At 62.5% G+C, this 22,413-nt stretch carries 23 protein-coding genes; 15 read left to right on the top strand and 8 right to left on the bottom strand.

Annotated features, from left to right (window positions below; genetic code table 11):
• Positions 1 to 165: 165 nt before the first annotated feature.
• From M1E10_RS18775 to recN, 7 genes are all read left to right on the top strand, one after another.
• Positions 166 to 1,092 (top strand): D-alanine--D-alanine ligase, encoded by a 927-nt coding sequence (locus M1E10_RS18775; RefSeq protein ID WP_499174309.1) that lies wholly within the window; start codon positions 166 to 168, stop codon positions 1,090 to 1,092.
• Positions 1,080 to 2,006, top strand: a complete 927-nt coding sequence (locus M1E10_RS18770) for a cell division protein FtsQ/DivIB (protein WP_499174308.1) — start codon at positions 1,080 to 1,082, stop codon at positions 2,004 to 2,006. Before M1E10_RS18775 ends, M1E10_RS18770 begins: the two co-directional genes overlap by 13 nt.
• Positions 2,003 to 3,331, top strand: a complete 1,329-nt coding sequence (ftsA, locus tag M1E10_RS18765) for a cell division protein FtsA (RefSeq protein ID WP_029618844.1) — start codon at positions 2,003 to 2,005, stop codon at positions 3,329 to 3,331. Before M1E10_RS18770 ends, ftsA begins: the two co-directional genes overlap by 4 nt.
• A gap of 85 nt (positions 3,332 to 3,416) precedes the next feature.
• Positions 3,417 to 5,189 carry a cell division protein FtsZ gene (gene ftsZ, locus M1E10_RS18760; RefSeq protein WP_499174307.1) on the top strand — a complete coding sequence of 591 codons (1,773 nt, stop codon included), beginning with the start codon at positions 3,417 to 3,419 and terminating at the stop codon, positions 5,187 to 5,189.
• A gap of 252 nt (positions 5,190 to 5,441) precedes the next feature.
• The gene (gene lpxC / locus M1E10_RS18755) at positions 5,442 to 6,395 is read left to right on the top strand and encodes a UDP-3-O-acyl-N-acetylglucosamine deacetylase (protein WP_499174306.1); all 954 of its coding nucleotides are present in this window, start codon (positions 5,442 to 5,444) and stop codon (positions 6,393 to 6,395) included.
• A gap of 223 nt (positions 6,396 to 6,618) precedes the next feature.
• Complete coding sequence (locus M1E10_RS18750; RefSeq protein WP_499174305.1) at positions 6,619 to 7,485, top strand: outer membrane protein assembly factor BamD; 867 nt, start codon at positions 6,619 to 6,621, stop codon at positions 7,483 to 7,485.
• A 3-nt stretch (positions 7,486 to 7,488) separates the two neighbouring features.
• Positions 7,489 to 9,162, top strand: a complete 1,674-nt coding sequence (gene recN, locus M1E10_RS18745; RefSeq protein ID WP_499174304.1) for a DNA repair protein RecN — start codon at positions 7,489 to 7,491, stop codon at positions 9,160 to 9,162.
• A gap of 4 nt (positions 9,163 to 9,166) precedes the next feature.
• Here the strand turns inward: recN and M1E10_RS18740 are convergent, their stop codons facing one another.
• On the bottom strand, positions 9,167 to 10,054 hold the full coding sequence (locus tag M1E10_RS18740; protein ID WP_499174303.1) for an MBL fold metallo-hydrolase: 888 nt from the start codon (positions 10,052 to 10,054) through the stop codon (positions 9,167 to 9,169).
• A gap of 139 nt (positions 10,055 to 10,193) precedes the next feature.
• Here M1E10_RS18740 and ligA point away from each other — a divergent pair, with 139 nt between their 5' ends.
• Positions 10,194 to 12,611: an NAD-dependent DNA ligase LigA gene (gene ligA, locus M1E10_RS18735; protein ID WP_499174302.1), complete on the top strand. Its 2,418-nt coding sequence runs from the start codon at positions 10,194 to 10,196 to the stop codon at positions 12,609 to 12,611.
• 37 nt (positions 12,612 to 12,648) lie between these two features.
• Here the strand turns inward: ligA and M1E10_RS18730 are convergent, their stop codons facing one another.
• Positions 12,649 to 13,254 (bottom strand): BRCT domain-containing protein, encoded by a 606-nt coding sequence (locus M1E10_RS18730; protein ID WP_499174301.1) that lies wholly within the window; start codon positions 13,252 to 13,254, stop codon positions 12,649 to 12,651.
• A gap of 306 nt (positions 13,255 to 13,560) precedes the next feature.
• Between M1E10_RS18730 and M1E10_RS18725 the strand changes: the two genes are divergently transcribed.
• The 3 genes from M1E10_RS18725 (at position 13,561) to M1E10_RS18715 (ending at position 14,963) form a co-directional block, all read left to right on the top strand.
• Positions 13,561 to 13,734 carry a helix-turn-helix domain-containing protein gene (locus M1E10_RS18725; RefSeq protein ID WP_499174300.1) on the top strand — a complete coding sequence of 58 codons (174 nt, stop codon included), beginning with the start codon at positions 13,561 to 13,563 and terminating at the stop codon, positions 13,732 to 13,734.
• 77 nt (positions 13,735 to 13,811) lie between these two features.
• Positions 13,812 to 14,402 carry a 3'-5' exonuclease gene (locus tag M1E10_RS18720; RefSeq protein ID WP_499174299.1) on the top strand — a complete coding sequence of 197 codons (591 nt, stop codon included), beginning with the start codon at positions 13,812 to 13,814 and terminating at the stop codon, positions 14,400 to 14,402.
• Between the two features lie 69 nt (positions 14,403 to 14,471).
• Positions 14,472 to 14,963, top strand: a complete 492-nt coding sequence (locus M1E10_RS18715) for a CreA family protein (protein WP_499174298.1) — start codon at positions 14,472 to 14,474, stop codon at positions 14,961 to 14,963.
• Positions 14,964 to 15,032: 69 nt separating this feature from the next.
• Here M1E10_RS18715 and M1E10_RS18710 read toward each other — a convergent pair whose 3' ends face one another.
• Complete coding sequence (locus M1E10_RS18710; RefSeq protein WP_499174297.1) at positions 15,033 to 15,383, bottom strand: hypothetical protein; 351 nt, start codon at positions 15,381 to 15,383, stop codon at positions 15,033 to 15,035.
• Between the two features lie 184 nt (positions 15,384 to 15,567).
• Positions 15,568 to 16,035 (bottom strand): chemotaxis protein CheW, encoded by a 468-nt coding sequence (locus tag M1E10_RS18705; RefSeq protein ID WP_029618855.1) that lies wholly within the window; start codon positions 16,033 to 16,035, stop codon positions 15,568 to 15,570.
• A gap of 269 nt (positions 16,036 to 16,304) precedes the next feature.
• Between M1E10_RS18705 and M1E10_RS18700 the strand changes: the two genes are divergently transcribed.
• The 3 genes from M1E10_RS18700 to M1E10_RS18690 all read left to right on the top strand — a co-directional run bounded on the left by M1E10_RS18700 (position 16,305) and on the right by M1E10_RS18690 (position 18,148).
• Positions 16,305 to 16,463 (top strand): hypothetical protein, encoded by a 159-nt coding sequence (locus tag M1E10_RS18700; RefSeq protein ID WP_499174296.1) that lies wholly within the window; start codon positions 16,305 to 16,307, stop codon positions 16,461 to 16,463.
• Between the two features lie 110 nt (positions 16,464 to 16,573).
• Entirely contained in the window at positions 16,574 to 17,173 is a 600-nt protein-coding gene (locus tag M1E10_RS18695) for an SCO family protein (protein ID WP_499174295.1), read from the top strand.
• 90 nt (positions 17,174 to 17,263) lie between these two features.
• Complete coding sequence (locus M1E10_RS18690) at positions 17,264 to 18,148, top strand: 50S ribosomal protein L11 methyltransferase (protein WP_499174294.1); 885 nt, start codon at positions 17,264 to 17,266, stop codon at positions 18,146 to 18,148.
• Between the two features lie 207 nt (positions 18,149 to 18,355).
• On the opposite strand, the gene M1E10_RS18685 is transcribed toward M1E10_RS18690, so the two are convergent.
• The gene (locus M1E10_RS18685) at positions 18,356 to 18,529 is read right to left on the bottom strand and encodes a hypothetical protein (RefSeq protein ID WP_499174293.1); all 174 of its coding nucleotides are present in this window, start codon (positions 18,527 to 18,529) and stop codon (positions 18,356 to 18,358) included.
• 254 nt (positions 18,530 to 18,783) lie between these two features.
• On the opposite strand from M1E10_RS18685, the gene M1E10_RS18680 reads away from it, so the two are divergent.
• Entirely contained in the window at positions 18,784 to 20,613 is a 1,830-nt protein-coding gene (locus M1E10_RS18680) for an aminopeptidase P family protein (RefSeq protein WP_499174292.1), read from the top strand.
• A 1-nt stretch (position 20,614) separates the two neighbouring features.
• Here M1E10_RS18680 and M1E10_RS18675 read toward each other — a convergent pair whose 3' ends face one another.
• The 3 genes from M1E10_RS18675 to pncA all read right to left on the bottom strand — a co-directional run bounded on the left by M1E10_RS18675 (position 20,615) and on the right by pncA (position 22,385).
• Positions 20,615 to 20,929 (bottom strand): AzlD family protein, encoded by a 315-nt coding sequence (locus M1E10_RS18675; RefSeq protein ID WP_499174291.1) that lies wholly within the window; start codon positions 20,927 to 20,929, stop codon positions 20,615 to 20,617.
• Position 20,930: 1 nt separating this feature from the next.
• Positions 20,931 to 21,650, bottom strand: coding sequence for an AzlC family ABC transporter permease (locus M1E10_RS18670; RefSeq protein WP_499174290.1), 720 nt, complete (start codon positions 21,648 to 21,650; stop codon positions 20,931 to 20,933).
• 108 nt (positions 21,651 to 21,758) lie between these two features.
• Positions 21,759 to 22,385, bottom strand: a complete 627-nt coding sequence (gene pncA, locus M1E10_RS18665) for a nicotinamidase (RefSeq protein ID WP_499174289.1) — start codon at positions 22,383 to 22,385, stop codon at positions 21,759 to 21,761.
• Positions 22,386 to 22,413: the final 28 nt, after the last annotated feature.

Raw genomic sequence — 22,413 nt, 5'->3', positions numbered from 1 at the left:
GAAGGACTGATTTTTCAACGACTTCGGGTTTCGGTTAACGAAAGTAAACGATTCATTAACCATATGCCGGCAATATGGGTCCTGCATCAGGTGATCCGGGTTGATCTGGTCAGTCTGGCGCAAGTGAAGTGTGGAATGGATGCGTTCTTTTTCCGGAGGTCGTCGATGAGTGACAAGCATGTGGCTGTTTTATTGGGGGGATTCTCCTCCGAGCGGCCCGTAAGCTTGGCCTCTGGAAGGCCCTGTGCCGATGCTCTCGAGGCAGAGGGTTATCGGGTCACGCGCGTCGACGTGGATCGCAATGTCGCATCCGTTCTGTCTGAACTTCGTCCAGACGTCGCCTTCAACGCCCTGCATGGGCCCTTCGGCGAAGACGGCACCATTCAGGGTATCCTTGAGTACCTCCAGATCCCCTACACGCATTCCGGCGTGCTTGCTTCGGCGCTGTCGATGGACAAGGGGCAGGCCAAGCATGTTGCTGCCGCTGCCGGCATTCCGGTCGCCGAAGCGCGCATCATGAGCCGCTTCGACTTTACCTCCGAGCATCCCATCGAGCCGCCCTACGTGGTCAAGCCCGTGCGCGAAGGTTCTTCCTTCGGCGTCGTGATCGTCCGGGAAGGGCAGTCGCATCCGCCGCAGATCCTCACTTCGGCGGACTGGCGTTATGGCGACCTGGTCATGGTGGAGCGCTACGTCCACGGTCGCGAGCTCACCTGCGGCGTGATGGGTGATGTCGCGCTTGGTGTGACCGAGGTGGTGCCCACCGGCAACGCCTTCTACGACTATGATGCAAAGTATTCCGACGGTGGATCGAAACACGTCATTCCGGCGCAAATTTCACCAGATGTTTACCAAAACATTCAATCCTACGCACTTAAGGCGCATCAGGCGATGGGATGCCGCGGCGTGAGTCGATCCGATTTCCGCTACGACGACCGCTTCTCCAAAAACGGCGAGATCATCTGGCTTGAGGTCAATACTCAGCCCGGAATGACCCCGACCTCCCTGGTGCCCGAAATGGCAGCTCATGCCGGTTATTCGTTCGGTGAGCTTGTTCGTTGGATGGTGGAGGACGCATCGTGTTTGCGTTGAGCGACAAAATGTCTGACAGGTCGGCCCTTGAGGGATCTGCGTCCCATGCCGAAGATCGTCGCGTCCTGCCGCGGCCGCTTCGCCGTATCGTTCGCTTCACCGTCAGTCTGGCCAGTGGGCGTATTCATATTCCGCGCCATGTCGGCACGGCCTCGACCTTCGTCTTCCTCGGTGTCGTCGGTCTCTACGGCATGTCCGTCGGCGGACACACGGAAGTCGTGGCGCAATCCGTAACGGCGTCGGCAGGCTTTGCGATTGAGGACGTCCGCGTCTCCGGCAACGACCAGACCTCCGAGATCGATATTCTCCAACTCCTCGGCCTCGACGGCACGACCTCGCTCGTTGCTCTCGACATCGAGGCTGCCCGCAAGAAGCTCGCCGGGCTCCCCTGGGTCGAATACGCGGAGGTCCGCAAGGTCTATCCGAAGACCATCGAAGTCATGCTCAAGGAGCGTCAGGCATTCGGTATCTGGCAGCACGGCACGGAGCTGTCGCTGATCGAGCGCGACGGCAAGATCATCGCCCCGCTGCGCGACAGCAAGTTCGCCACGCTGCCGCTCTTCGTCGGTCGCGACGCCGAAACGGCCGCCTCCGCATTCGAGCAGGAACTCGCCGGCTGGCCGGAGCTGAAAAACCGGGTGCGCGCCTATGTGCGCGTCGCCGGACGTCGCTGGGACCTGCATCTCGACAATGGCGTCGTCCTGAAGCTTCCCGAGCGCAACATCCACAAGGCGCTGGCCGTCCTGTCGCGCCTGGAAGCTGACCAGGGGATCCTGGGACGCGACGTCGCGGCCGTGGATCTTCGCCTCGACGACCGGACCGCCGTGCAGCTGAGCGAGGGTGCCTTCGAGCGTCGCAACGAAGCCCTTGAAGAGCGCACCAAGGCCCTCAAGAAGGCGGGGGCGCAGTCATGAGCCTGTTCGGTTCCTCGCATTTCCTGCCGCGCATCAAGCCGCTGTCCTCCAAGCGCAGCCACGTCGTCTCCGTTCTCGACATCGGTTCGACCAAGGTCGTCTGCATGATCGGCCGACTGACGCCGCGCGCCGAGAGCCTGGTGCTGCCGGGGCGTACCCACAACATCGAAGTCATCGGCATCGGCCACCAGCGGTCGCGCGGCGTGAAGTCCGGCGTGATTGCCGACCTCGATGCGGCCGAAAGCGTCGTGCGGCTGGCGGTGGACGCCGCCGAGCGCATGGCCGGCCTTACAGTCGACAGCCTCATCATCAATATCTCCTCCGGCCGCCTTGCGAGCGACGTCTACACGGCGAGCATCGATCTCGGTGGCCAGGAAGTCGAAGGCGACGACCTGCGCAAGGTGCTGATTTCGGCAAGCCAGCAGTCGCAGCGTCAGGATCGCGCCATCCTGCATTCTCTCGCCACCGGCTATTCGCTCGACGGCGAGCGCGGCATCCGCGATCCGCTCGGCATGTTCGGAGATGTTCTGGGCGTCGACATGCATGTGGTCACCTCGGAACGTGCGACGCTGAGGAACCTCGAACTGTGCGTCAACCGGGCGCATCTGTCGGTCGAGGGCATGGTTGCCACGCCGTACGCGAGCGGCCTGTCGGCGCTCGTCGACGACGAAGTCGAACTCGGATGCGCGGCCATCGACATGGGCGGCGGCACGACGACAATTTCGGTCTTTGCCGAAGGCAAGCTGGTCCACACCGATGCCATCGGCCTTGGCGGTCATCACGTGACGACCGATCTGGCCCGCGGCCTCTCCACCCGGATCGACGATGCCGAGCGCCTCAAGGTGGTGCATGGTTCGGCCCTGTCGAACGGCGGCGACGACCGCGACCTGATCTCGATCCCGCCGATCGGCGAGGACGACCGCGACCAGCCGACCCAGGTTCCGCGTGCCCTGGTGACGCGCATCGTGCGGGCCCGCATCGAGGAAACGCTGGAACTGATCCGCGACCGCATCCAGGCTTCCGGTTTCAGCCCGGTCGTCGGCAAGCGCATCGTGCTTACCGGTGGCGCCAGCCAGCTGACCGGCCTGCCGGAAACGGCGCGGCGGATTCTCGCCCGCAACGTCCGGATCGGACGCCCGATGGGCGTCTCGGGTCTTCCTGTTGCGGCCAAGGGACCAGCTTTCTCGACTGCGGTCGGGCTGATGATCTATCCGCAGGTAGCGGACATGGAAACGCATGCGTCGCAGGGTGGCCTGATCGCCTCCCTCGGCAATGGCAACGGCAGACTGTCCCGCATGGGCCAGTGGCTGAAGGAAAGTTTTTGACCAACCGCCCACAAGGGCGGCGTCTGAAGAAATTGCAATAAATCGGCCGGCGGCGAAGCGGCCAGAGTGAGAAGGAACGGGTACAATGACCATCAAGCTGCAAAAGCCCGATATCACCGAGCTGAAGCCTCGGATCACCGTCTTCGGCGTCGGTGGCGGTGGCGGAAACGCTGTCAACAACATGATCTCGGCCGGACTTGAAGGCGTCGACTTCGTCGTCGCCAATACCGATGCCCAGGCACTGACGATGACCAAGGCCGAGCGCATCATCCAGATGGGCGCCCAGGTGACGGAAGGTCTCGGCGCCGGATCGCAGCCGGAAGTTGGCCGTGCGGCCGCTGAAGAGTGCCTCGACGAGATCGTCGACCACCTGAACGGCACCCACATGTGCTTCGTGACTGCCGGCATGGGCGGTGGCACGGGTACCGGTGCGGCTCCCGTCGTGGCACAGGCTGCCCGCAACAAGGGCATCCTGACCGTCGGCGTCGTCACCAAGCCGTTCCACTTCGAAGGCGCCCGCCGCATGCGGCTTGCCGAGATGGGCATCCAGGAACTGCAGAAGTCGGTCGATACGCTGATCGTCATCCCCAACCAGAACCTGTTCCGTATCGCCAACGACAAGACCACCTTTGCCGACGCCTTCGCGATGGCCGACCAGGTGCTCTATTCGGGTGTTGCCTGCATCACCGACCTGATGGTCAAGGAAGGCCTCATCAACCTCGACTTCGCCGACGTCCGTTCGGTGATGCGCGAGATGGGCCGCGCCATGATGGGCACCGGCGAAGCTTCGGGTCCGGGCCGCGCCATGCAGGCTGCGGAAGCCGCCATCGCCAACCCGCTGCTCGACGAAACATCGATGAAGGGTGCCCAGGGCCTGCTGATCTCCATCACCGGCGGTCGCGACCTGACGCTGTTCGAAGTCGACGAAGCGGCGACCCGCATCCGCGAGGAAGTCGATCCGGATGCCAACATCATCCTCGGCGCCACCTTCGACGAAGCACTGGAAGGCCTGATCCGCGTTTCGGTCGTTGCCACGGGCATCGATCGCAGCGCCAACCAGGGCGACATGCGCGGCTATGAAGCCCATGCCGCCGCGGCTCCGGCACGTCCGATCATTCGTCCTTCGGCGGCCGTTGCTCCGGCTCCGGCCGCAGTGCAGCCTGCCCCCGTGATGCAGGCACCGAGAGCCATCGACCCGGTTGCCGAAACGATCCGCCAGGCAGAAGCCGATATGGAACGGGAACTGGCGATTGCGGAAGCACCGCGTCCGGCCGCTCTTCAGCCGGCCGCACCGCAGCCGGTTGTCCAGCAGGCAGAGCCCGAATTCCGTCCGCAGAGCCGGATCTTCAGCGGCTCTGCTCCAGTCGAAACTCCTGTTCTTCGCGCCCCGGCCGCCCCGCAGATGCATGCGCAGTCGGCTCCGGTCATGGCCCAGCCTGCACCGCGCATGGCGCAGCCGTTCCACCACGAGCCTGCCGCTCCGTCCCTGTCGGCTGCAGTCGAGCCGGTCCGCATGCCCAAGGTCGAAGACTTTCCGCCGGTCGTGAAGGCCGAGATGGACCACCGCGCCCATCAGGTTCAGCATGTCCAGGAAGAGCGCGGCCCGATGGGTCTCCTGAAGCGGATCACCAATTCGCTCGGGCGTCGCGAAGATGAAGACCAGGTCACGGCCGACATGACGGCACCGGCACCTGCTGCCGCTTCGCAGCAGCGCCGTCCGCTCTCGGCCGAGGCAAGCCTCTATGCTCCGCGTCGCGGCCAGCTCGACGATCACGGCCGCGCCGTGCCGCAGTCGGCTGCACAGCAGGAAGACGATCAGTTGGAAATTCCGGCCTTCCTGCGCCGCCAACACAACTGATTCAAACCATACCTGGAACAACGAAGGCCCGGCTCGCCAGATCCGGGCCTTTTGCGTGCCATCTGGAAGGACTGAAAGATTAGCGAATTCTGATAGTTAACAACGTAACAATCAGAAAGAAACAGTGATTTGGAATGTCCTCGCGAGCTGCGTATGTAGAAGGCTCAGAACAAGCATTGGCATCCGCGTGGGGTGGCAATCGCAGGAATGCCCCGCCGCCTTCGGGCGGAGGGATTTTTAAAGGCAGAAGTAATGACGATCGGTCTCCTCGGATTTCAGACAACCATCGCAGCTCCCGTGACGATGCGGGGCATCGGTGTGCATTCGGGAACTCCGGTGTCGATCACCTTTCAGCCCTCCGAGGCGGGTGCCGGCATTGTTTTCAGCCGTGTCTTCGCCGATGGCAAGTCCGTCGAATACCGGGCGGTCTCCTCGCAGGTCGGTCCGACCGATCTCTGCACCATCCTCGGCAGCTCGCCGGCCAATTGGGTTGCCACCATCGAGCATGTGATGGCAGCCCTGTATGCGCTCGGCATCGACAACGTCGTCGTCGAGGTGGATGCGGCCGAAATGCCGATCATGGACGGCAGCTCCTACGACTTCATCGAGGCGATCGAGCAGGTTGGCACCGTCAATCTCGGCGTCAAGCGCCGCTACATTCGCGTCGTCAAGCCAGTGCGGATCGATTCGGACGCCTCCTGGTCGGAGTTCAGGCCCTATGATGGCACCCGCTTCGAGGTCGAGATCGATTTCACCACGCCGCTGATCGGTCGCCAGAGCTGGAAGGGCGACCTGACTGCCGCGACCTTCAAGGAAGAGCTTTCGCGGGCTCGCACCTTTGGCTTCATGCGTGACGTGGAGCGGCTCTGGGCTGCCGGCTACGCGCTGGGGTCGTCCTTGGAAAACTCGGTGGTGATCTCGGATGACGACACTGTCGTGAACGTCGAGGGCCTGCGCTACAAGGACGAGTTCGTTCGTCACAAGACCCTGGACGCCGTTGGCGATCTCGCCCTTGCCGGTGCCCAGTTCATCGGCTGCTACCGGTCCTACCGTGGCGGCCACAAGATGAATGCCAATGCGCTGAAGGCGCTGCTCAGCGATCCGACCGCTTATGAGATTGTCGAGGCGCCGGTGCGCAGCGACCGGGTGCGCGCGCGCGAATTCGTGCCGGTCAAGGCACCGGAAGTTTCAGCCTGGCTCGCCTGAATTTCGACCTCCAGTCCAACTGGCCGCTCCTTGGGGGCGGCCTTTTCTTTGAACGGCAAGTGCAAACCGGCAAAATCCGCCATCCGGTGGATGCCGCACAGAACAACGTGCCACAAAATTGCGTTAATGCGCCCGCATTGCGTTGCTCTGAAGCTGCTTGTAAGGCTACAGAAGGCCAGTGAGAGCAGTGGCACTTGTACGCGTGATGATCAGGAACCGTCGAATGGCTTATGCGCAGTCTGATGTGATGAAGAAAACGGCGAGGATCGCCTTGGTTTCGCTTGCGATGGCCTTCGCAGGTGCTGCCGTGACGGCTTGCCAGTCCGACAAGGACATCGACATTACCAAGCTGGGCTTCGAAAGCGAGCCGCCTGAGCTGCTCTACAACCAGGGGCTTGCCAACATGAAGGCCGGCAATATCGGCGAGGCCTCGCGCAAGTTTGATTCGATCGACCGCCAGTACCCCTTCACCGAATGGGGCCGCAAGGCGCTGGTGATGAGCACTTTCAGCAAATATCGGCTGGGTCGCAACGATGATGCCATCACGACCGGCAATCGGTATCTGAAGCAGTATCCCAACTCCGAGGATACCGCGTACGTGCAGTATCTCGTCGGCCTCTCCTACTCCAAGCAGATTGCCGACGTGACGCAGGACCAGAAGGCTGCAGCGCAGACCATCGATGCCATGTCGAGGGTGGTCAACGAATATCCGGATTCGGAGTATGTCGAGGACGCCCAGGCGAAGATCCGCTTTGCCCGCGACCAGCTCGCCGGCAAGGAAATGCAGGTCGGCCGCTACTATCTGGAGCGCAAGGAATATCTGGGCGCCATCAAGCGCTTCCGCATCGTCGTCGAGCAGTATTCCAACACCAACCAGGTGGAGGAAGCACTCGCCCGTCTCGTCGAGACCTATTACGCCATGGGCATCGTCGAAGAGGCGCAGACGGCCGCCGCCGTTCTCGGTCGCAATTATCCCGACAGCCAGTGGTACGCGGACTCCTACAAGCTGCTGCAGACGGGTGGCATCGAGCCGCGCGAAAATCCTCGCTCCTGGATTTCCCGCGCCGGGGCCAAGCTCGTCGGCGCCTAGCCCATGCTCGTCCAGCTTTCGATCCGCGATATCGTCCTGATCGAGCGGCTGGACCTCGATTTCGAGGCTGGCCTCTCGGTGCTGACCGGCGAGACGGGGGCAGGCAAGTCCATTCTTCTCGACAGCTTGTCGCTGGCACTCGGTGGACGCGGCGATGGCGGGCTCGTGCGCCACGGCGAGGACAAGGGGCAGGTGACGGCGGTGTTCGACGTTGCCGGGCAGCATCCAGCCCGTCTCATGCTGCGCGACAACAGCATCGATGATGACGGCGACCTGATCTTCCGCCGCATCCAGTCCGCCGACGGCCGCACCCGCGCCTCCATCAACGACCAGCCCGTCAGCGTCCAGATGATGCGCCAGGTCGGCCAGTTGCTGGTCGAGATCCACGGCCAGCATGACGACCGCGCGCTGACCGATACCAATACCCACCGCACGTTGCTCGACGCCTTCGCCGGCCTGACGGAGGAGGTCCAAGTCGTTGCCGGCCTCTATCGCAGCTGGAAGGACGCCGAGCGCGCCTTCAAGACGCATCGCGCCAAGGTGGAAGCCGCCGCGCGCGAGGCAGATTATATCCGCGCCTCGGTCGACGAGCTGGAAAAGCTCAGCCCCCGCGACGGCGAAGAGGAGGAACTGGCGGAGCAGCGCTCGCGGATGCAGAAGTCCGAGCGCATCGCCGGTGACATCTCCGAGGCGTCTGAGTTTCTGAACGGCAATGGCTCGCCGGTGCCGGCGATCGCCTCCATGGTGCGCCGTCTGGAGCGCAAGTCGCAGGAAGCTCCCGGGCTCCTGGAGGAGACGGTCGAGCTTCTGGATGCGGCGTTGGACAGCCTGTCCAATGCGCAGATGGAAGTGGAAGCCGCCCTTCGCAAGACCGAATTTGATCCGCGCGAGCTCGAGCGTGTCGAGGAGCGGCTGTTTGCGCTGCGCGCTGCCGGCCGCAAGTATTCCGTTCCGGTGGCCGATCTTCCGGCACTGGCGGAAAAGATGGTCGCCGATCTTGCCGATCTCGATGCCGGCGAGGAAAGGCTCGGGATCCTGGAACAGCAGACGCTTGCCACCAGGGCGGACTTCGACCGGGCGGCGCTCACGCTGTCGCAGAAGCGCCAGCAGGGCGCCGAGGGCCTGGCCGAAGCGGTGATGGCGGAGCTACCGGCGCTGAAGCTGGAGCGGGCACGGTTCATGGTGGAAGTCACGAGCGACGCCGACGCAGCGACGGCCGAGGGCATCGACATCGTGGAATTCCACGTCCAGACCAATCCCGGCACGCGTCCCGGCCCGATCATGAAGGTCGCCTCGGGTGGCGAGCTGTCCCGCTTCCTGCTGGCCTTGAAGGTGGCTCTGGCCGATCGTGGCTCTGCACCGACGCTCGTCTTCGACGAGATCGACACCGGCGTCGGTGGCGCGGTGGCCGATGCCATCGGTCAGCGCCTGAAGCGGCTCTCCGACAAGGTGCAGGTCCTGTCGGTGACCCATGCGCCGCAGGTGGCCGCGCGTGCCGCCACGCATCTCTTGATTTCCAAGGGGCCTGCGGGCGAGGGCTCGGACAAGATCGCCACCCGCGTCGCGACCATGGAGCCCGAGCACCGCACCGAAGAGATCGCCCGGATGCTCGCCGGCGCCTCGGTCACCGAAGAGGCCCGCGCCGCGGCCAAGAAGCTGCTGGCCGGGACTGGCTAATCGGCTAGTCGCCGTCCGACTGGCTCATGATGGCGACGACATTGCGACGGTGGACGGCTTCATAGGGCTGGAAGTAATCGACGGCACCTGCCGCCAGATCCTCGGCGATAAAATCCTTCAGCGACATGGCCTCCGGTGTTGAAAGCTCCCGCTTGGCCGTGAGCTTTTCCAGATAGCGCCTGTTCGCGTCGACCAATTCCACCGGATAGCCGCCGGCTGCAATGCGTTCGGCAGAGCCATGGTTGGGAAGGATGCGGCGGATCGGCCAGGTCCGCATCCGCTCCAGTTCGCGGATGTGGATGGCAAGCCGGTCCTCTTCGGCGAGATAGCTGATCGGATCCTCCAGCGTATCGCCGGCGAGCAGCAGTCCGTCATCTGGAAGCCAGACCACGGTGCCGTCGGCGCTGTGGATGTCAAAGTGGTGCAGCTCGACGGTCCGGCTGCCGATCTGCAGGGTGAGTGCGGTGGTGAACAGGCGGTTCGGCATGATCAGCGGCTTGATCGGCGGGTCGCGGCTTTCCAGTCGCTGCCGGTTCTTCTCCAGCGCCTGTGCAGTCAGTTCCAGCGCGATGATCTCGCAATCCTCGAAGACACCGTTGCCGGCGACGTGGTCAGCATGCCAGTGGCTGAGGACGACGGTGATCTTGACGACGCCCCGCTCTTCGAGATGCCGGCGTATGAACTGCGCATGGGCGAGCGAGATGTGCGTGTCGTAGACCAGCGCCTCTGCGCCATCGACGATGGCATAGGAGGCGGCGCCGAGCTCAAAGGCGCCGTCGTCCAGCCAGTTCGGCTTTTGCGAATGCAGCCGCTTGCCGGGAATGCGCCCGTCGTAATAGGCGAAGACGCCCGGATAGGGTTCGAAGGTTCGAAGTGTCGACGTATCGACCATGATGGCGGCATCCTGTTTTGACGTGGTGGAAACTACGGACGGAAAATCACCGTGACAAGCGTGCGCGGAGCGCTAGTTGGAGATTTGCATTCCTGAAATTTCGGCTAAAACGCATCGACACCACTGGAGTGAGACCCGCATGGCCGCCGAGCAGACGCCCGTTGACACCCTGACCGAAGCGCAGGCCGCGGCCGAGCTGGCGTTTCTCGCCTCCGAGATCGCCCGCCACGACGAGCTCTATCACGGCCACGACGCCCCGGAAGTGTCGGACGCCGAATACGACGCCCTGAAGCGTCGCAACGATGCGATCGAACAGCGCTTTCCGGAGCTGCGGCGTGCCGACAGCCCGTCGATGCGGGTCGGTGCCGCGCCGCTGGCGACCTTCGCGCCGATCACCCATTCGCGGCCGATGCTGTCGCTCGACAACGCCTTTTCCGACGAGGACGTGCGCGACTTCATCAACGCCGTCTACCGCTTCCTGGGCACGCTTCCGGACGGATCGATCGCCTTCACCGCCGAACCGAAGATCGACGGCCTCTCCATGTCGATCCGCTACGAGAACGGCAGGCTCGTCAACGCGGCCACCCGTGGCGACGGCACGACGGGCGAAAACGTCACCGCCAACATCCTGACGATCGACGACATTCCGAACGTGCTGCCCAAGGGCGTGCCGTCGGTCGTGGAAGTGCGCGGCGAGGTCTACATGCGCAAGAGCGACTTCCTGGCGCTCAACGAGCAGATGGCGGCGGAGGGCAAGCAGACCTACGTCAATCCGCGCAACACGGCGGCCGGTTCGCTGCGCCAGCTCGATGCAAAGGTGACGGCGAGCCGCAAGCTGAAGTTCTTCGCCTATGCCTGGGGGGACATGTCGGAAATGCCGGCCGACACGCAGATGGGCATGGTGAAGGCCTTCGAGGAATGGGGTTTCCCGGTCAACCCGCTGATGAAGCGCCTCTCCTCCGTCGAGGAGATCATCGCCCATTACACCGAGATCGGCCTGAAGCGCCCGGATCTCGACTACGAGATCGATGGCGTCGTCTACAAGGTCGACCGGCTCGACCTGCAGCAGCGCCTCGGCTTCCGCTCGCGCTCGCCGCGCTGGGCGACCGCGCACAAGTTCCCCGCCGAACAGGCCTTCACCCGGGTGGAGAAGATCGACATCCAGGTCGGCCGCACCGGCGCGCTGACGCCGGTCGCGCGGCTGGCGCCGGTGACTGTCGGCGGCGTGATGGTCACCAATGCGACGCTCCACAACGAGGACTACATCAAGGGCATCGGCAATTCCGGCGAGCGCATCCGCGAGGAAGAGCACGACATCCGCATCGGCGACACGGTGATCGTGCAGCGGGCAGGGGACGTCATCCCGCAGGTGCTCGACGTGGTGATGGAGAAGCGGCCGGCCGATGCGGTGGCTTACGAGTTTCCCAAGAAGTGCCCGGTCTGCGGCAGCCATGCGGTGCGAGAAGAGGGAGAGTCAGTCTGGCGCTGTACGGGCGGTCTCATCTGCTCCGCTCAGCAAATTGAACGACTTCGTCACTTCGTGTCACGCAATGCGGTCGATATCGACGGCTTCGGAGACCAGTATATCGAGCTCTTTTTCAACGCAGAACTGCTGAAGACTCCCGCGGATATTTTTCGTCTCCACCAGCACGGCGATGAAGTGAAGAGGGTGATCTTGGAATATCGAGAGCTTCTTCAGCGGGAGCGGGAGGAACGGACAGGCAAGCAGCGAAAAAATGTTTCCGCGGAAGACGCCCGCTCGTTTGAGGGTGTCGACAAGCTTTTCGCCTCCATAGACAAGAGCCGGCGTGTTTCTTTTGAAAGATTGCTTTTCGGTTTGGGCATTCGTCACATCGGAGAGGTGACGGCGAAGGCGCTGGCTAGGCGTTATCAGAGCCCGCAAGCGCTTCTCGCAGCGGTCGACGCTGCAGCTCTCGGCCGTCCAAAAAGCGCATGGCATGTTTTGTCCGCTGTTGAAGGTATTGGAGACGTCACTCGGGCCGCGCTGGTTAAATCACTTGGTTCTGATGCACCGGCAGGGTCCGCCCTTTCTCGGGAAGCTTGGCTATCGAATGTCGGGCTAAACAAGAAGCAAAAGCAGAACCTTCTGGCTCGCTTTGGTAATTCAGACAACGTGTTCAAGGCAGTTTCAGAAGCTGTCGTTGATGCACCAAGTCAAGCTTACAAGGACCTCGCAAGCGATAGGGACGTTGGCGAGGTAGCCGCTGACGCTTTGGTCGAATTTATCTCGGAGAAGCATAATCGTGAAGCTCTTAGTGATCTCCTTGATCAGCTAGATGTCTTCTATGATCAACCTGCTTCGTTGAGCGGTGAGCTGTCAGGGAAAACCGTTGTCTTCACAGGAAATCTTGAGAAAATGACCCGAAGTGAGGCCAAAGCGACGGCGGAGCGACTTGGCGCACGGGTATCCGGCTCTGTTTCTGGCAAAACCGATTTAGTGATCGCCGGCCCCGGCGCCGGCTCAAAGCTGGCCGAAGCTGAGAAGCATGGCGTGAAAGTTCTTACAGAAGAGGAGTGGTTGGCTCTGATCGAGTAGGCGACTCCGCGCTGGGCTGTTTCCGTGCCGCTCATAGTTACAGATGGCTCGCCCAGTGCTCCTCGGAAACGATTGAGATTGGGTGGCCTTTGTCCCGCAGCTCACTAGCTTGCAGGATCTTGTTGCCAAATGCCGAGTGCTTCCAAGAGTCCGTTGCATAGACGCCGATGACCAGAACGTTTGTCCTCTTCGTCAGTCCACCGACCATAGCATCCCGCTCCCGCATTGCCGCCTCGCAGAGCCTGCGTTGGCCGAAGTTAAATGTTCCGGTAAAGCAGTAGGTCTGACCTGCGAAGGTCAGACTGGGTGCAGGTGCGCATAGAGGTAATGACGTTGCCTTCAGGGTTTCTCCCAGCTCAAAGTCGCGATTGGCGAAGTTGCTCAAAGTGTCTAGCAGTTCAGACTTTTCAGACTGGTCGACGATGCCGTCTGCCAAAATTTCCGTTACCCTTCTGTAGAGAGTGCTTATGACGGGTTGGTCGCTTACAGCACCGTTCGCCACCAGCCACTTTTGTAGAAACTCGACCTCTTGTTGGTTTATCGTGCCGTCAGCTATCAGCCCGCGCGCCAAGCCTATAAGCTCATCGATCTGGCGGCTCGAGATACGATCGTTGCCGTAACCAACAAGTATCGCTTCTTCCATTTTTATGTCCTCCACATAGAATGTATGAAAGCAAATGCGCCCGAAAAAGTCGATACAGCTCAGAGGCTTTCCGGGAGTGGTGAAATCTCTGAGACAATATGATGGAAAACATCAGGCCGATCAGAAACGACGATGACTTGAACTGAGCAATCGGTGAGGTTTGCAGCCTATTTCGATCATCCTCTCGTGAAGGGAAGCGGAGGCGGATCGTTTCGATGTCCTTTCGGACCTCATCGATGTCTATGAAAACCGCAGCTTTCCTGCAGATGATCGAAGCCGGACGAGTTTCTTGAGGAGTTCATGCGGATGACCGGTCGGAGCCAGAGCGATCTGGCGGAACTGTTCGGCTCTCGGTCGCGCGCGTCGGCGATCCTGAACAAAAGGCGGGCGCTGACCGTCGAGATGATCTTCAGGCTGCGAGAGGCGTGGGATCTGCCCGCCAATAGCCTGACAAAGCCCTATTCTCTGGCGGTCACCTGAACTCGGCGCTCGTGCCGCGTTTTGCCGAATCACCACGGCCTCGCTAGAAGTGGGTGAGACCAACCCGGAACCGCACCTTGAAAACCATCGCCATCGACTTCGAGACCGCCAACGAAACGCGTGGCAGTGCCTGTTCGGTCGGTCTAGCCTGGATCGAGGATGGCGAGGTGGTGCGGGTCGAGGAGCGGCTGATCCGGCCGCACGACATGCGGTTTTCGTCCTTCAACATCGCCATTCACGGCATCCGGCCGGAGCATGTGGAGGATGCGCCTGAATTTCCGGAAGTGATGGACGAATTTGCGGACGACTTCCGCGAGGCGACGATGATTGCTCACAATGCCGCCTTCGACTTCAGCGTCTGGCGCGCCTGTCTCGACCTCTACCGCTTCGGCTATCCGGAGCTTTCCTACCTGTGCAGTGTGAAAATGTCCCAGAAGGTCTGGCCGCATCTGGGTTCTCACCGGCTGAACGCGCTGGCGGCGCATCTTGGCCTGCAGTTCATGCACCACAATGCGGCGGAGGACGCCGCGGTCTGCGCGCGCGCGGCCATCGCCATCGCGAAATCGCTGGATGTTGTCCATGTCCGAGATATCCCGGCGCTGATCGGCATGAAGGTGGGTCGGCTGTTTCAGGGTGGTTACGCGCCCTGCACCTGCAGGCTTAAGTAAGAGTGTTCTTGTAACGCCGTCGCTGCGCCTTATCTCTGATCACAGATCGTTGACCGGAGTTCCCCCCTGATGAATCGCCTGACCCTTCTCGCATCCGCCGCCGCACTGTCCTGCGGCCTTCTTGCATCTGCCGCGGTTGCCCAGGTGGTTGGTGAGGTTGGCGTCGACTGGATCGGCAACGACATCATCGTGGAGGCCGTCGCCGATCCGGAGGTGAAGGGCGTGACGTGCCACGTCACCTATTTCGACCGCTCCATCATCGACCGGCTGAGGCAGGGGAACTGGTTTGAGGACCCCTCCAACAGTTCGATCGCCTGCCGGCAGACCGGTCCGATCGAGATCGGCGACATTGACCTGTCTAAGGGCGGCGAGGAGGTTTTTCGTCAGGGGCGTTCGCTGATCTGGAAGGATCTGCTCGTCAAGCGCATCTACGACAAGACCAATGACACGCTGGTCTATCTGGCGCATTCGCGGCAGGTGGTCGAAGGGTCCGCGAAGATGGCGATCTCGACGGTGCCGCTCTACGGCGAAGAAGTCACCTGGACGAACGGCAAGCCTTAGAAGAGCAGCCTCAACGAAAAAAGGGCCCGCAAAAGCGAGCCCTTCATGTCATGGAAAAACGTGGTCGTCTTACTTGACGTAGACGATCTTGCCGCCGTTGGCGGCAGTCTCGATTGCCAGAACGTTCATCAGCTCGATGCTGTTTTCCTGCAGCTCGGCCATCAGAGCCGGTGTCGCCTCGACTTCAGCCTGCGCCGCGGCTGTTACGTCAGCGCTGGGGTTCTGGTACATCTCCGGCACCTGAACGGTGGCGTCATCGCTGTCGGAGTTCTCATCGACGCGCACGATGCGGATCATGTCGTTCATGTCCGATGTTGCAGTCGTCGCAGTCGTCGCAGATGTCGTCTGAGCAACAGCAATGCCGCCCAGCGAAGCGGTGGACAGAGCTGCGGCTAGAGCGAGTGTTACGGCATTCTTCATGGGTAGTCTCCCTAGTTCGTTTCCGATCGACAAGCCTTGGCTTAGCCGAACATTTCGCTGTCCGATTGGACACTAGGGCAACGGCGCGGGTACGCGTTCGTTCCCACGCTGCTCGCGTATCAGGTCACGATGAGATAACATAAAAGTCATCTCGGGGAGGAGTCGAGACAGCGGTGATCCGATTTCAGGCGGCTTCGCGGGCCAGTTCGTCTGCGATGATCGTGTCGAGGTTCAGGAAGCAGACCATGGTCTTTTCCAGGGCGACGATGCCGCGGCAGAAGGCGCGCTGCTCTTCCGGGATGATTTCCGGTGCCGGCTGCAGGTCTTCGGAGCGGATGGTCATCATGTCTGAAACCTGTTCCACCAGCAGGCCCACCAGCTTGCCGGCGATGTCGGTGACGATGATGGCGGAGCGTTCGGACGGCTCGGTCATCTTCATGCCGAGGCGGCAGGCCATGTCGATGACGGGGATCACCGCACCGCGCAGGTTGATGAGGCCGAGCACATAGGGCGGGGTGTGCGGCATCGGGGTCACTGGTGCCCAACCGCGAATTTCGCGGATCGCCATGATGTCGATGCAGAATTCCTGGTCTCCGAGATGAAAGGAGACGATTTCGAGATAGGCGCCCGATTGCTTGATGGCGTTGCTCATTAGTTTTCCCCCACCTGCCAATGGGCTCGCGGCTTGCCGCGGATGCCGCCATTCAGGCTGCCATAATTGTCTGGATCGTGATGCGGAGGCGAGATTTCTCTCGGTGACATCATGTCGGCGTGGATTTCTGCCCTCCGTCATCATCAGGACGGTGACGGCAATTGATTCCACCTTCGCGCTGATCAAACAATGCCCAATAGACGTTAAGCTTCCGCTAATGGCTGCATCTCGCACTTTCGATCCCTGCCGATTGGCAGTAGACTGTGCCCATGGATCAGGTCTCGCCAAAGGCTTACCGCCTTCCGATCGCACTGCTTGCTGCCCTGGCGGTGACGTCGCTTGTGGCTGTCGCCTTCTATGGCTGGGTGAGCTACGGCTCGTCGATCCTGCTGACGCTCGCCGAAACCGGCCTTTCAAACTGTTTCTGAGGATCTTTGGTTTTGAGACAAATCGCCGCTCGGAGCGCGAATGATTTGCCCGCAGCCGCAGATTCGCCTATCGGATCGGGAAATCCCCTGGGCCGCAAAGAGAGACAGACATGAGAACGCTCCGCATCATCCTCTGGGCAGCCGTGCTTGTTCTCGGCGGCGTGCTGGCGTGGCTGACCCTCGAAGTGACCCAGACCCGGCAGGCCACCGTCGAAGAACCCTTCGGCGTTCCCTTCGAGCTCGTGGCGCAGAACGGCGAGCCGATCACGGAGCAGGCCTTCCGGCAGAAGCCGACGGCGCTCTTCTTCGGCTTCACCCATTGCCCGGAAGTCTGCCCGACGACGCTCTACGAACTGAACGGCTGGATGCACCAGGTCGATCCCGATGGCACGAAGCTGAACGGCTATTTCGTCACCGTCGATCCGGAGCGCGATCCGCCGGAGCTTCTCGGTCAGTACATCTCCAATGTCACCGACCGCGTCACCGGGATCTCGGGCCCACCGGAAAAGGTGGCCGAGATGGCCAAGGGCTTCAAGGTCTACTTCAAGAAGGTGCCGCTCGACGAGGCGCAGCCGGAAGGGGACTACACGATGGACCACACCGCCTCCGTCTTCCTGCTCGACGCCCAGGGCCGCTTCTCCGGCACCATTTCCTACGGCGAAAACCCGGAGACCGCCGTCAAGAAGCTCGAGAACCTCGTCAACGGCTGATCGCTCAATTTGCCTGCTGTCGCTTGCCGGTTGAAGGGGTAGGGGCTATGTGGCGTCCAACTGCAATCGCAATTGCCAAAGAGCCGCCCCTTGAGTGAAATTCGCCTGTACGTCGCCGCCACCGAACGGGATGCCGAACGCATCCTCGACATCTTGTCGGATGTCTTCGGCGAGGAGGACATCGCGCTCGCCACGACGGAGGTCGACGAGAAGCGGGACCTCTGGGAGGCCTCGGTCTACCTGATGGCGGACGACGAGGAGCATATCCGGCAGCGGATCGCCGATGGTCTCGCAGAGGCCTATCCCGGACTTGCCATCGAGAGGGAAGTCATCCCCGATGTCGACTGGATCGCCAAGTCGCTCGAAGGCCTGTCGCCGGTGCGGGCCGGCCGTTTCCTTGTTCACGGATCGCACGATCGGGGGAAGGTGAAGCCCAACGACGTCTCGATCGAGATCGACGCCGGCCAGGCCTTCGGCACGGGGCATCACGGCACGACCGCCGGATGCCTGGAGATGATTGAGGCCGTGGCGCGCTCGCAGACCATCCGCCGGGCGCTCGATCTCGGCACGGGTAGCGGCGTGCTGGCGATCGGTCTGCGCAAGATCCGCAACATTCCGATCCTCGCCACCGACATCGATCCGGTCGCGGTTGCCGTCGCGAAAGAGAACGTCCGCCGCAACGGCATCGCCTCCGGGCTGAAGCTGGTGACGGCGCCGGGCTTCCACTCGCCGGCCTTCGCGCAGGAGGGGCCGTTCGACCTGATCATCGCCAATATTCTCGCTCGTCCGCTGATGAAGATGGCACCGCAGCTTGCGGCGCATCTGGCTCCTGGCGGTTCGGTCATCCTTTCGGGGATTCTTGCGGCACAGCGCTGGAAAGTTCTCTCGGCCTACAATGGCGTGCGCCTGCATCACGTGCGGACAATCTGGCGCAACGGCTGGGTGACGATCCACCTGAAGCACCGCAGCCACTGATCCTGCTGCGCTGCAGCATTGCGCGGACTGCAAAGCAGACGCCTCGAAACCAGTCTCGGAACAAGAAAAAGGCGGCACCGTGAGGTACCGCCTTGAACGATCAGGAGACCCTGATCTGACCCGCGAGCCTGGGAGGAAAGCTCAAGCAGGAAGTACGCATTCTGGAGTTCCGGAGGAGGGAGGGAGGATCCCGAACCGGAAGCCTTATCAGAACGCGGAGGTCGAGCCGCCCTTGCGGCGCAGTTCTTCGCGGCTGGTGCCCATGCCCTGCAGGGTCTGGTCGTCCAGGTTCATCAGCACGCCGTTGACATAGCGGCTGGCCTGACGTTCGCGTGCCGCAACAACGCGTTGGAAGGCAGTGCGGAAAAATGAGGTAGCCATTGTCTTAGTTCCTTTCATCGCGGGACTGGTTCGTTGCCCGTTCGATGATTGGAATATAGTCGCTTTCCCAGGAGGCAGTGAGGGGACTTGCGTCATTGGTGTCATGCGCCCAGCGCATGGGCCGCCGCGATAGTGTTCATTGGTTGTTAGCAGATGCACATTCGGCGTGCATCCGAGTCTTTCGCTGGCGCCATCAGCCGCGGATCGTCTAGTATCGGCATCCTCCTCTCCTTTTGCCGTTCCGGAAAGTTCTCATGTTCCAGTCCTTCGATCTCAAATCAGCCCCTCAGTTCGGTCGCGAGCGGGTTGCTTCCCTCCGGGCTCGCTTTGCCGATTCGGGCATCGACGGTTTTCTCGTCCCGCGTGCGGATGAATTTCAGGGGGAATATGTTCCGGCGTCCGCCGAACGACTGTCCTGGCTCACCGGCTTCACCGGATCGGCTGGCGTGGCGCTGGTCACCGCCTCGCAGGTCATCGTCTTCGTCGACGGGCGCTACACGACGCAACTCAAGGAGCAGGTGGACGGCGACGTCTTCACCGGCGGCGATCTCGTGGACGAGCCGCCGCATCTGTGGCTGCGCCATCACGGGGTGAAGGGGTTCCGGCTGGGCATCGATCCCTGGCTGCACACGGCCGCCGAGGTGCGCCGCCTCACGAAGGCGCTGGAGGAGATCGACGGATCGCTCGTCTTCCTGCCGGCCAACCCGCTGGACGCGGTCTGGACGGACCGACCCGCAGAGTCGGTCGGTGCCGTCGCCATCCAGAAGGCCGACCACGCCGGCACGCTGGCGCACGAGAAGATCGCCAAGATCGCCGAACAGGTGCGGGACAAGAAGGCGGCAGCGGTGCTGATCACCGATCCGTCCTCCGTCGCCTGGATCTTCAACATCCGCGGCAGCGACGTGCCGCATACGCCGCATCCCTTGGCACGCGCCATCGTGCCGGCCGAGGGCAAGCCGCAGCTCTTCCTCGACCAGCGCAAGACGGGCATCGAAGTGCGCGCCTATCTGGCCCAGCTCGTCGAGCAGTTGCCGCCCGAGGAGTTTGCGGCCCGGCTGCAGGACTTTGCGAAGCAGGGCCCCATTCTCCTCGACGCCGATCTGGCGCCGCTGGCGCTCAGCCTGGCGATCGAGGCGGCGGGAGGGCGCGTGATCGAGGCGCCGGATCCGGCGAGGCTGCCGCGCGCCTGCAAGAACGCCACCGAGCTCGAAGGCTCGGCGAAAGCGCATCTGCAGGATGGCGTGGCCGTCGTCGAGTTCCTGCATTGGCTTGACCGGCAGCCGGCCGGCAGCGTCACCGAGATCGAGAGCGTTCGGGCACTGGAAGCGGCTCGCGTGCGGGTGGGCGAGCGGATGCAGAACCCGCTCAAGGATATTTCCTTCGACACCATCTCGGGGGCCGGCGAACACGCCGCCATCATGCACTACCGGGTGACCAGCGAGAGCGACCGCAGCCTTCAGGAAGGCGAGCTGTTCCTGATCGATTCGGGCGCGCAATACATCAACGGCACCACCGATATCACCCGCACGGTCGCCATCGGCGCGGTGCAGGAGGATCGCAAGCGGTTCTTCACGCTCGTGCTGAAGGGCATGATCGCGATCAGCACCGCCCGCTTCCCGAAGGGAACCCGCGGTTGCGACCTCGACCCGCTGGCCCGCATCGCGCTCTGGAAGGCCGGTGGCGATTTCGCCCATGGCACGGGCCATGGCGTCGGCTCCTATCTCTCGGTGCACGAGGGGCCGCAGCGGATCTCGCGGCTGTCGACGCAGGAACTGCTGGCCGGCATGATCCTCTCCAACGAGCCGGGCTATTATCGCCCCGGGCACTTCGGCATCCGCATCGAGAACCTGATCCACGTCCGGGCCGCCGAGGAGATTGCCGGCGGCGACATGCCGATGCTCTCCTTCGAGACATTGACCTGGTGCCCGATCGACCGCCGCCTCGTCCTGCCGGAACTGCTGACCGCGGACGAGCGGGACTGGCTGAACGACTATCACGCGCAGACGCGCGACAAGCTGATGCCGCTGATCGAGGACAAGGATGTGCGGGAATGGCTGGTGGGGGCGACGGAGCCGCTCGGCTAGGTCAGAGCCCGAACAGGTGGCGGCAGATCATCACTGTCGCCCAGCCTGCGACCAGCACCAGAAGACCAGGAAAGCGCAGGGCGACGCCGAGCGCCACCAGCATGGTGATCTTCACGTCCCAGCCGCCCTCGAAGAAGGCGGGTGCGACCAGCGTCGTCAGGACGGCGGCCGGCACGGCGTTCAGCGCCGCCTCCATCCGGGGCGGAATGCTGGTCATCCGCGTGATCAGCAGGTAGCCGCCGATGCGCGTGACATAGGTGGCGGCAGCGGCCGCGAGGATCAGCAGCACGGTGTTGGTATCGAGCGCCATGTTCATCTCAGCCCTCCGCCTCGGGCGCCGCGGCATCCGGCTCCTGCCTTGCCGGCAGCGGCAGCACGGTCGCGACAATCACGCCGGCGGCGGCGCCAATGCTGACATGCCAGGGAGAACCGACCGTGTGATAGGCCACGATCGAGGCGAGGGCACTGGCCAGCACGATGGGATAGAAGCCCCAGCGGCTGCGGAAGGCCAGCACCATCCCGAGAAAATAGACCGGCAGCAGGATGTCGATCCCGATCGAGGCGGGATTGCCGATCATCTTCCCGAACCAGGCGCCGATCATGGTGGAAAAGCTCCAGGACACGTAGATCACCGCCCCGAAGCCGAAATACCAGGAGGCGCTGACGCCCTGGCCGCTCTCGCCGCGCCGGAAGGCTTCGGCGAACTGCGGATCGACCAGCAGGAAGAAGGCGAGCGCCTTCTGCAGCGGGGTGTAGTGCCGGACGAACTTCGCGATGGCCGCGGAGTAGAGGATATGCCGGAAGTTGACGGCAAAGACCGACAGCACCACCAGCCAGGGCTCGACGTTCTGGCCGAAGAGCTCGATGCCCACCAGCTGGCTGGCGCCGGCATAGACGGTGGCACTCATCAGCAGCGTTTCGAGGAAGCTCAGGCCATTATCGATGGCCACGGCGCCGAACAGCACGCCGAAGGGGGCCGACGACAGGGCAATAATGGCGCCGCCCTTCACGCCTTGTTTGAAATCGCTGCGGTTCATGGGAATCCTTCTTGCGCGCCAGCCTTACGGGCGAGCGGCGAAGGACACAATCCAATTGCGCTGATGGACGGATCTATTTTGCTGAAGCATTGCCGGCGCGCCGTCCCTTCAATCCTTGAGGATCTGCCGGCTCCTGACGATGCCGATCCCCTTTTCGCGCATCTCGGCAATGGCCGTCTTGACGCCCTTCGGATCGATGCCGCGGCTGGCATCCTCGATGAAGCAGATCTGCACCCCCGGCAGCATCTCCAGAGCATCGAGCGCGGAGAACTTGACGCAGTAGTCGGTCGCCAGCCCGCAGATGTCGAGCTCGTTGATCTGCTGGGCGCGAAGATAGCCGGCAAGGCCGGTGACGGCCGCCTTGTCGTTGTCGCGGAAGGCGGAATAACTGTCGATGGCCGGGTTCTCACCCTTCTGCTGGATGTAGTCGATAGCATCGACGTTGAGATCCGGATGGAATTCGGCGTCCGCCGTCTCCTGCACGCAGTGGTCCGGCCAGAGCATCTGCGGCTGGCCGCAGAGTTCACCCATTTCGAAGGGCTGCCGGCCGGGGTGCTGCGAAGCAAAGCTCCCGTGGTTGGCCGGATGCCAGTCCTGGGAGGCGACGATCACGTCATAGCCGCCGTCCTCGATCAGGCGGTTGGCCACCGCCACCACCTTGTCGCCCTCCGGCACCGGCAGGTTGCCGCCCGGGCAGAAGCCGTTCTGGATGTCGACCAGCAGCAAGGCCTTCATGATCCGCTCCTCCTTCTCCGAGCCTGGC

Source organism: Rhizobium sp. PK7-22 (assembly GCF_056530405.1).
The sequence above is the reverse complement of the archived record's forward strand: the minus strand, read 5'-3'. Positions and strand labels throughout refer to the sequence as shown.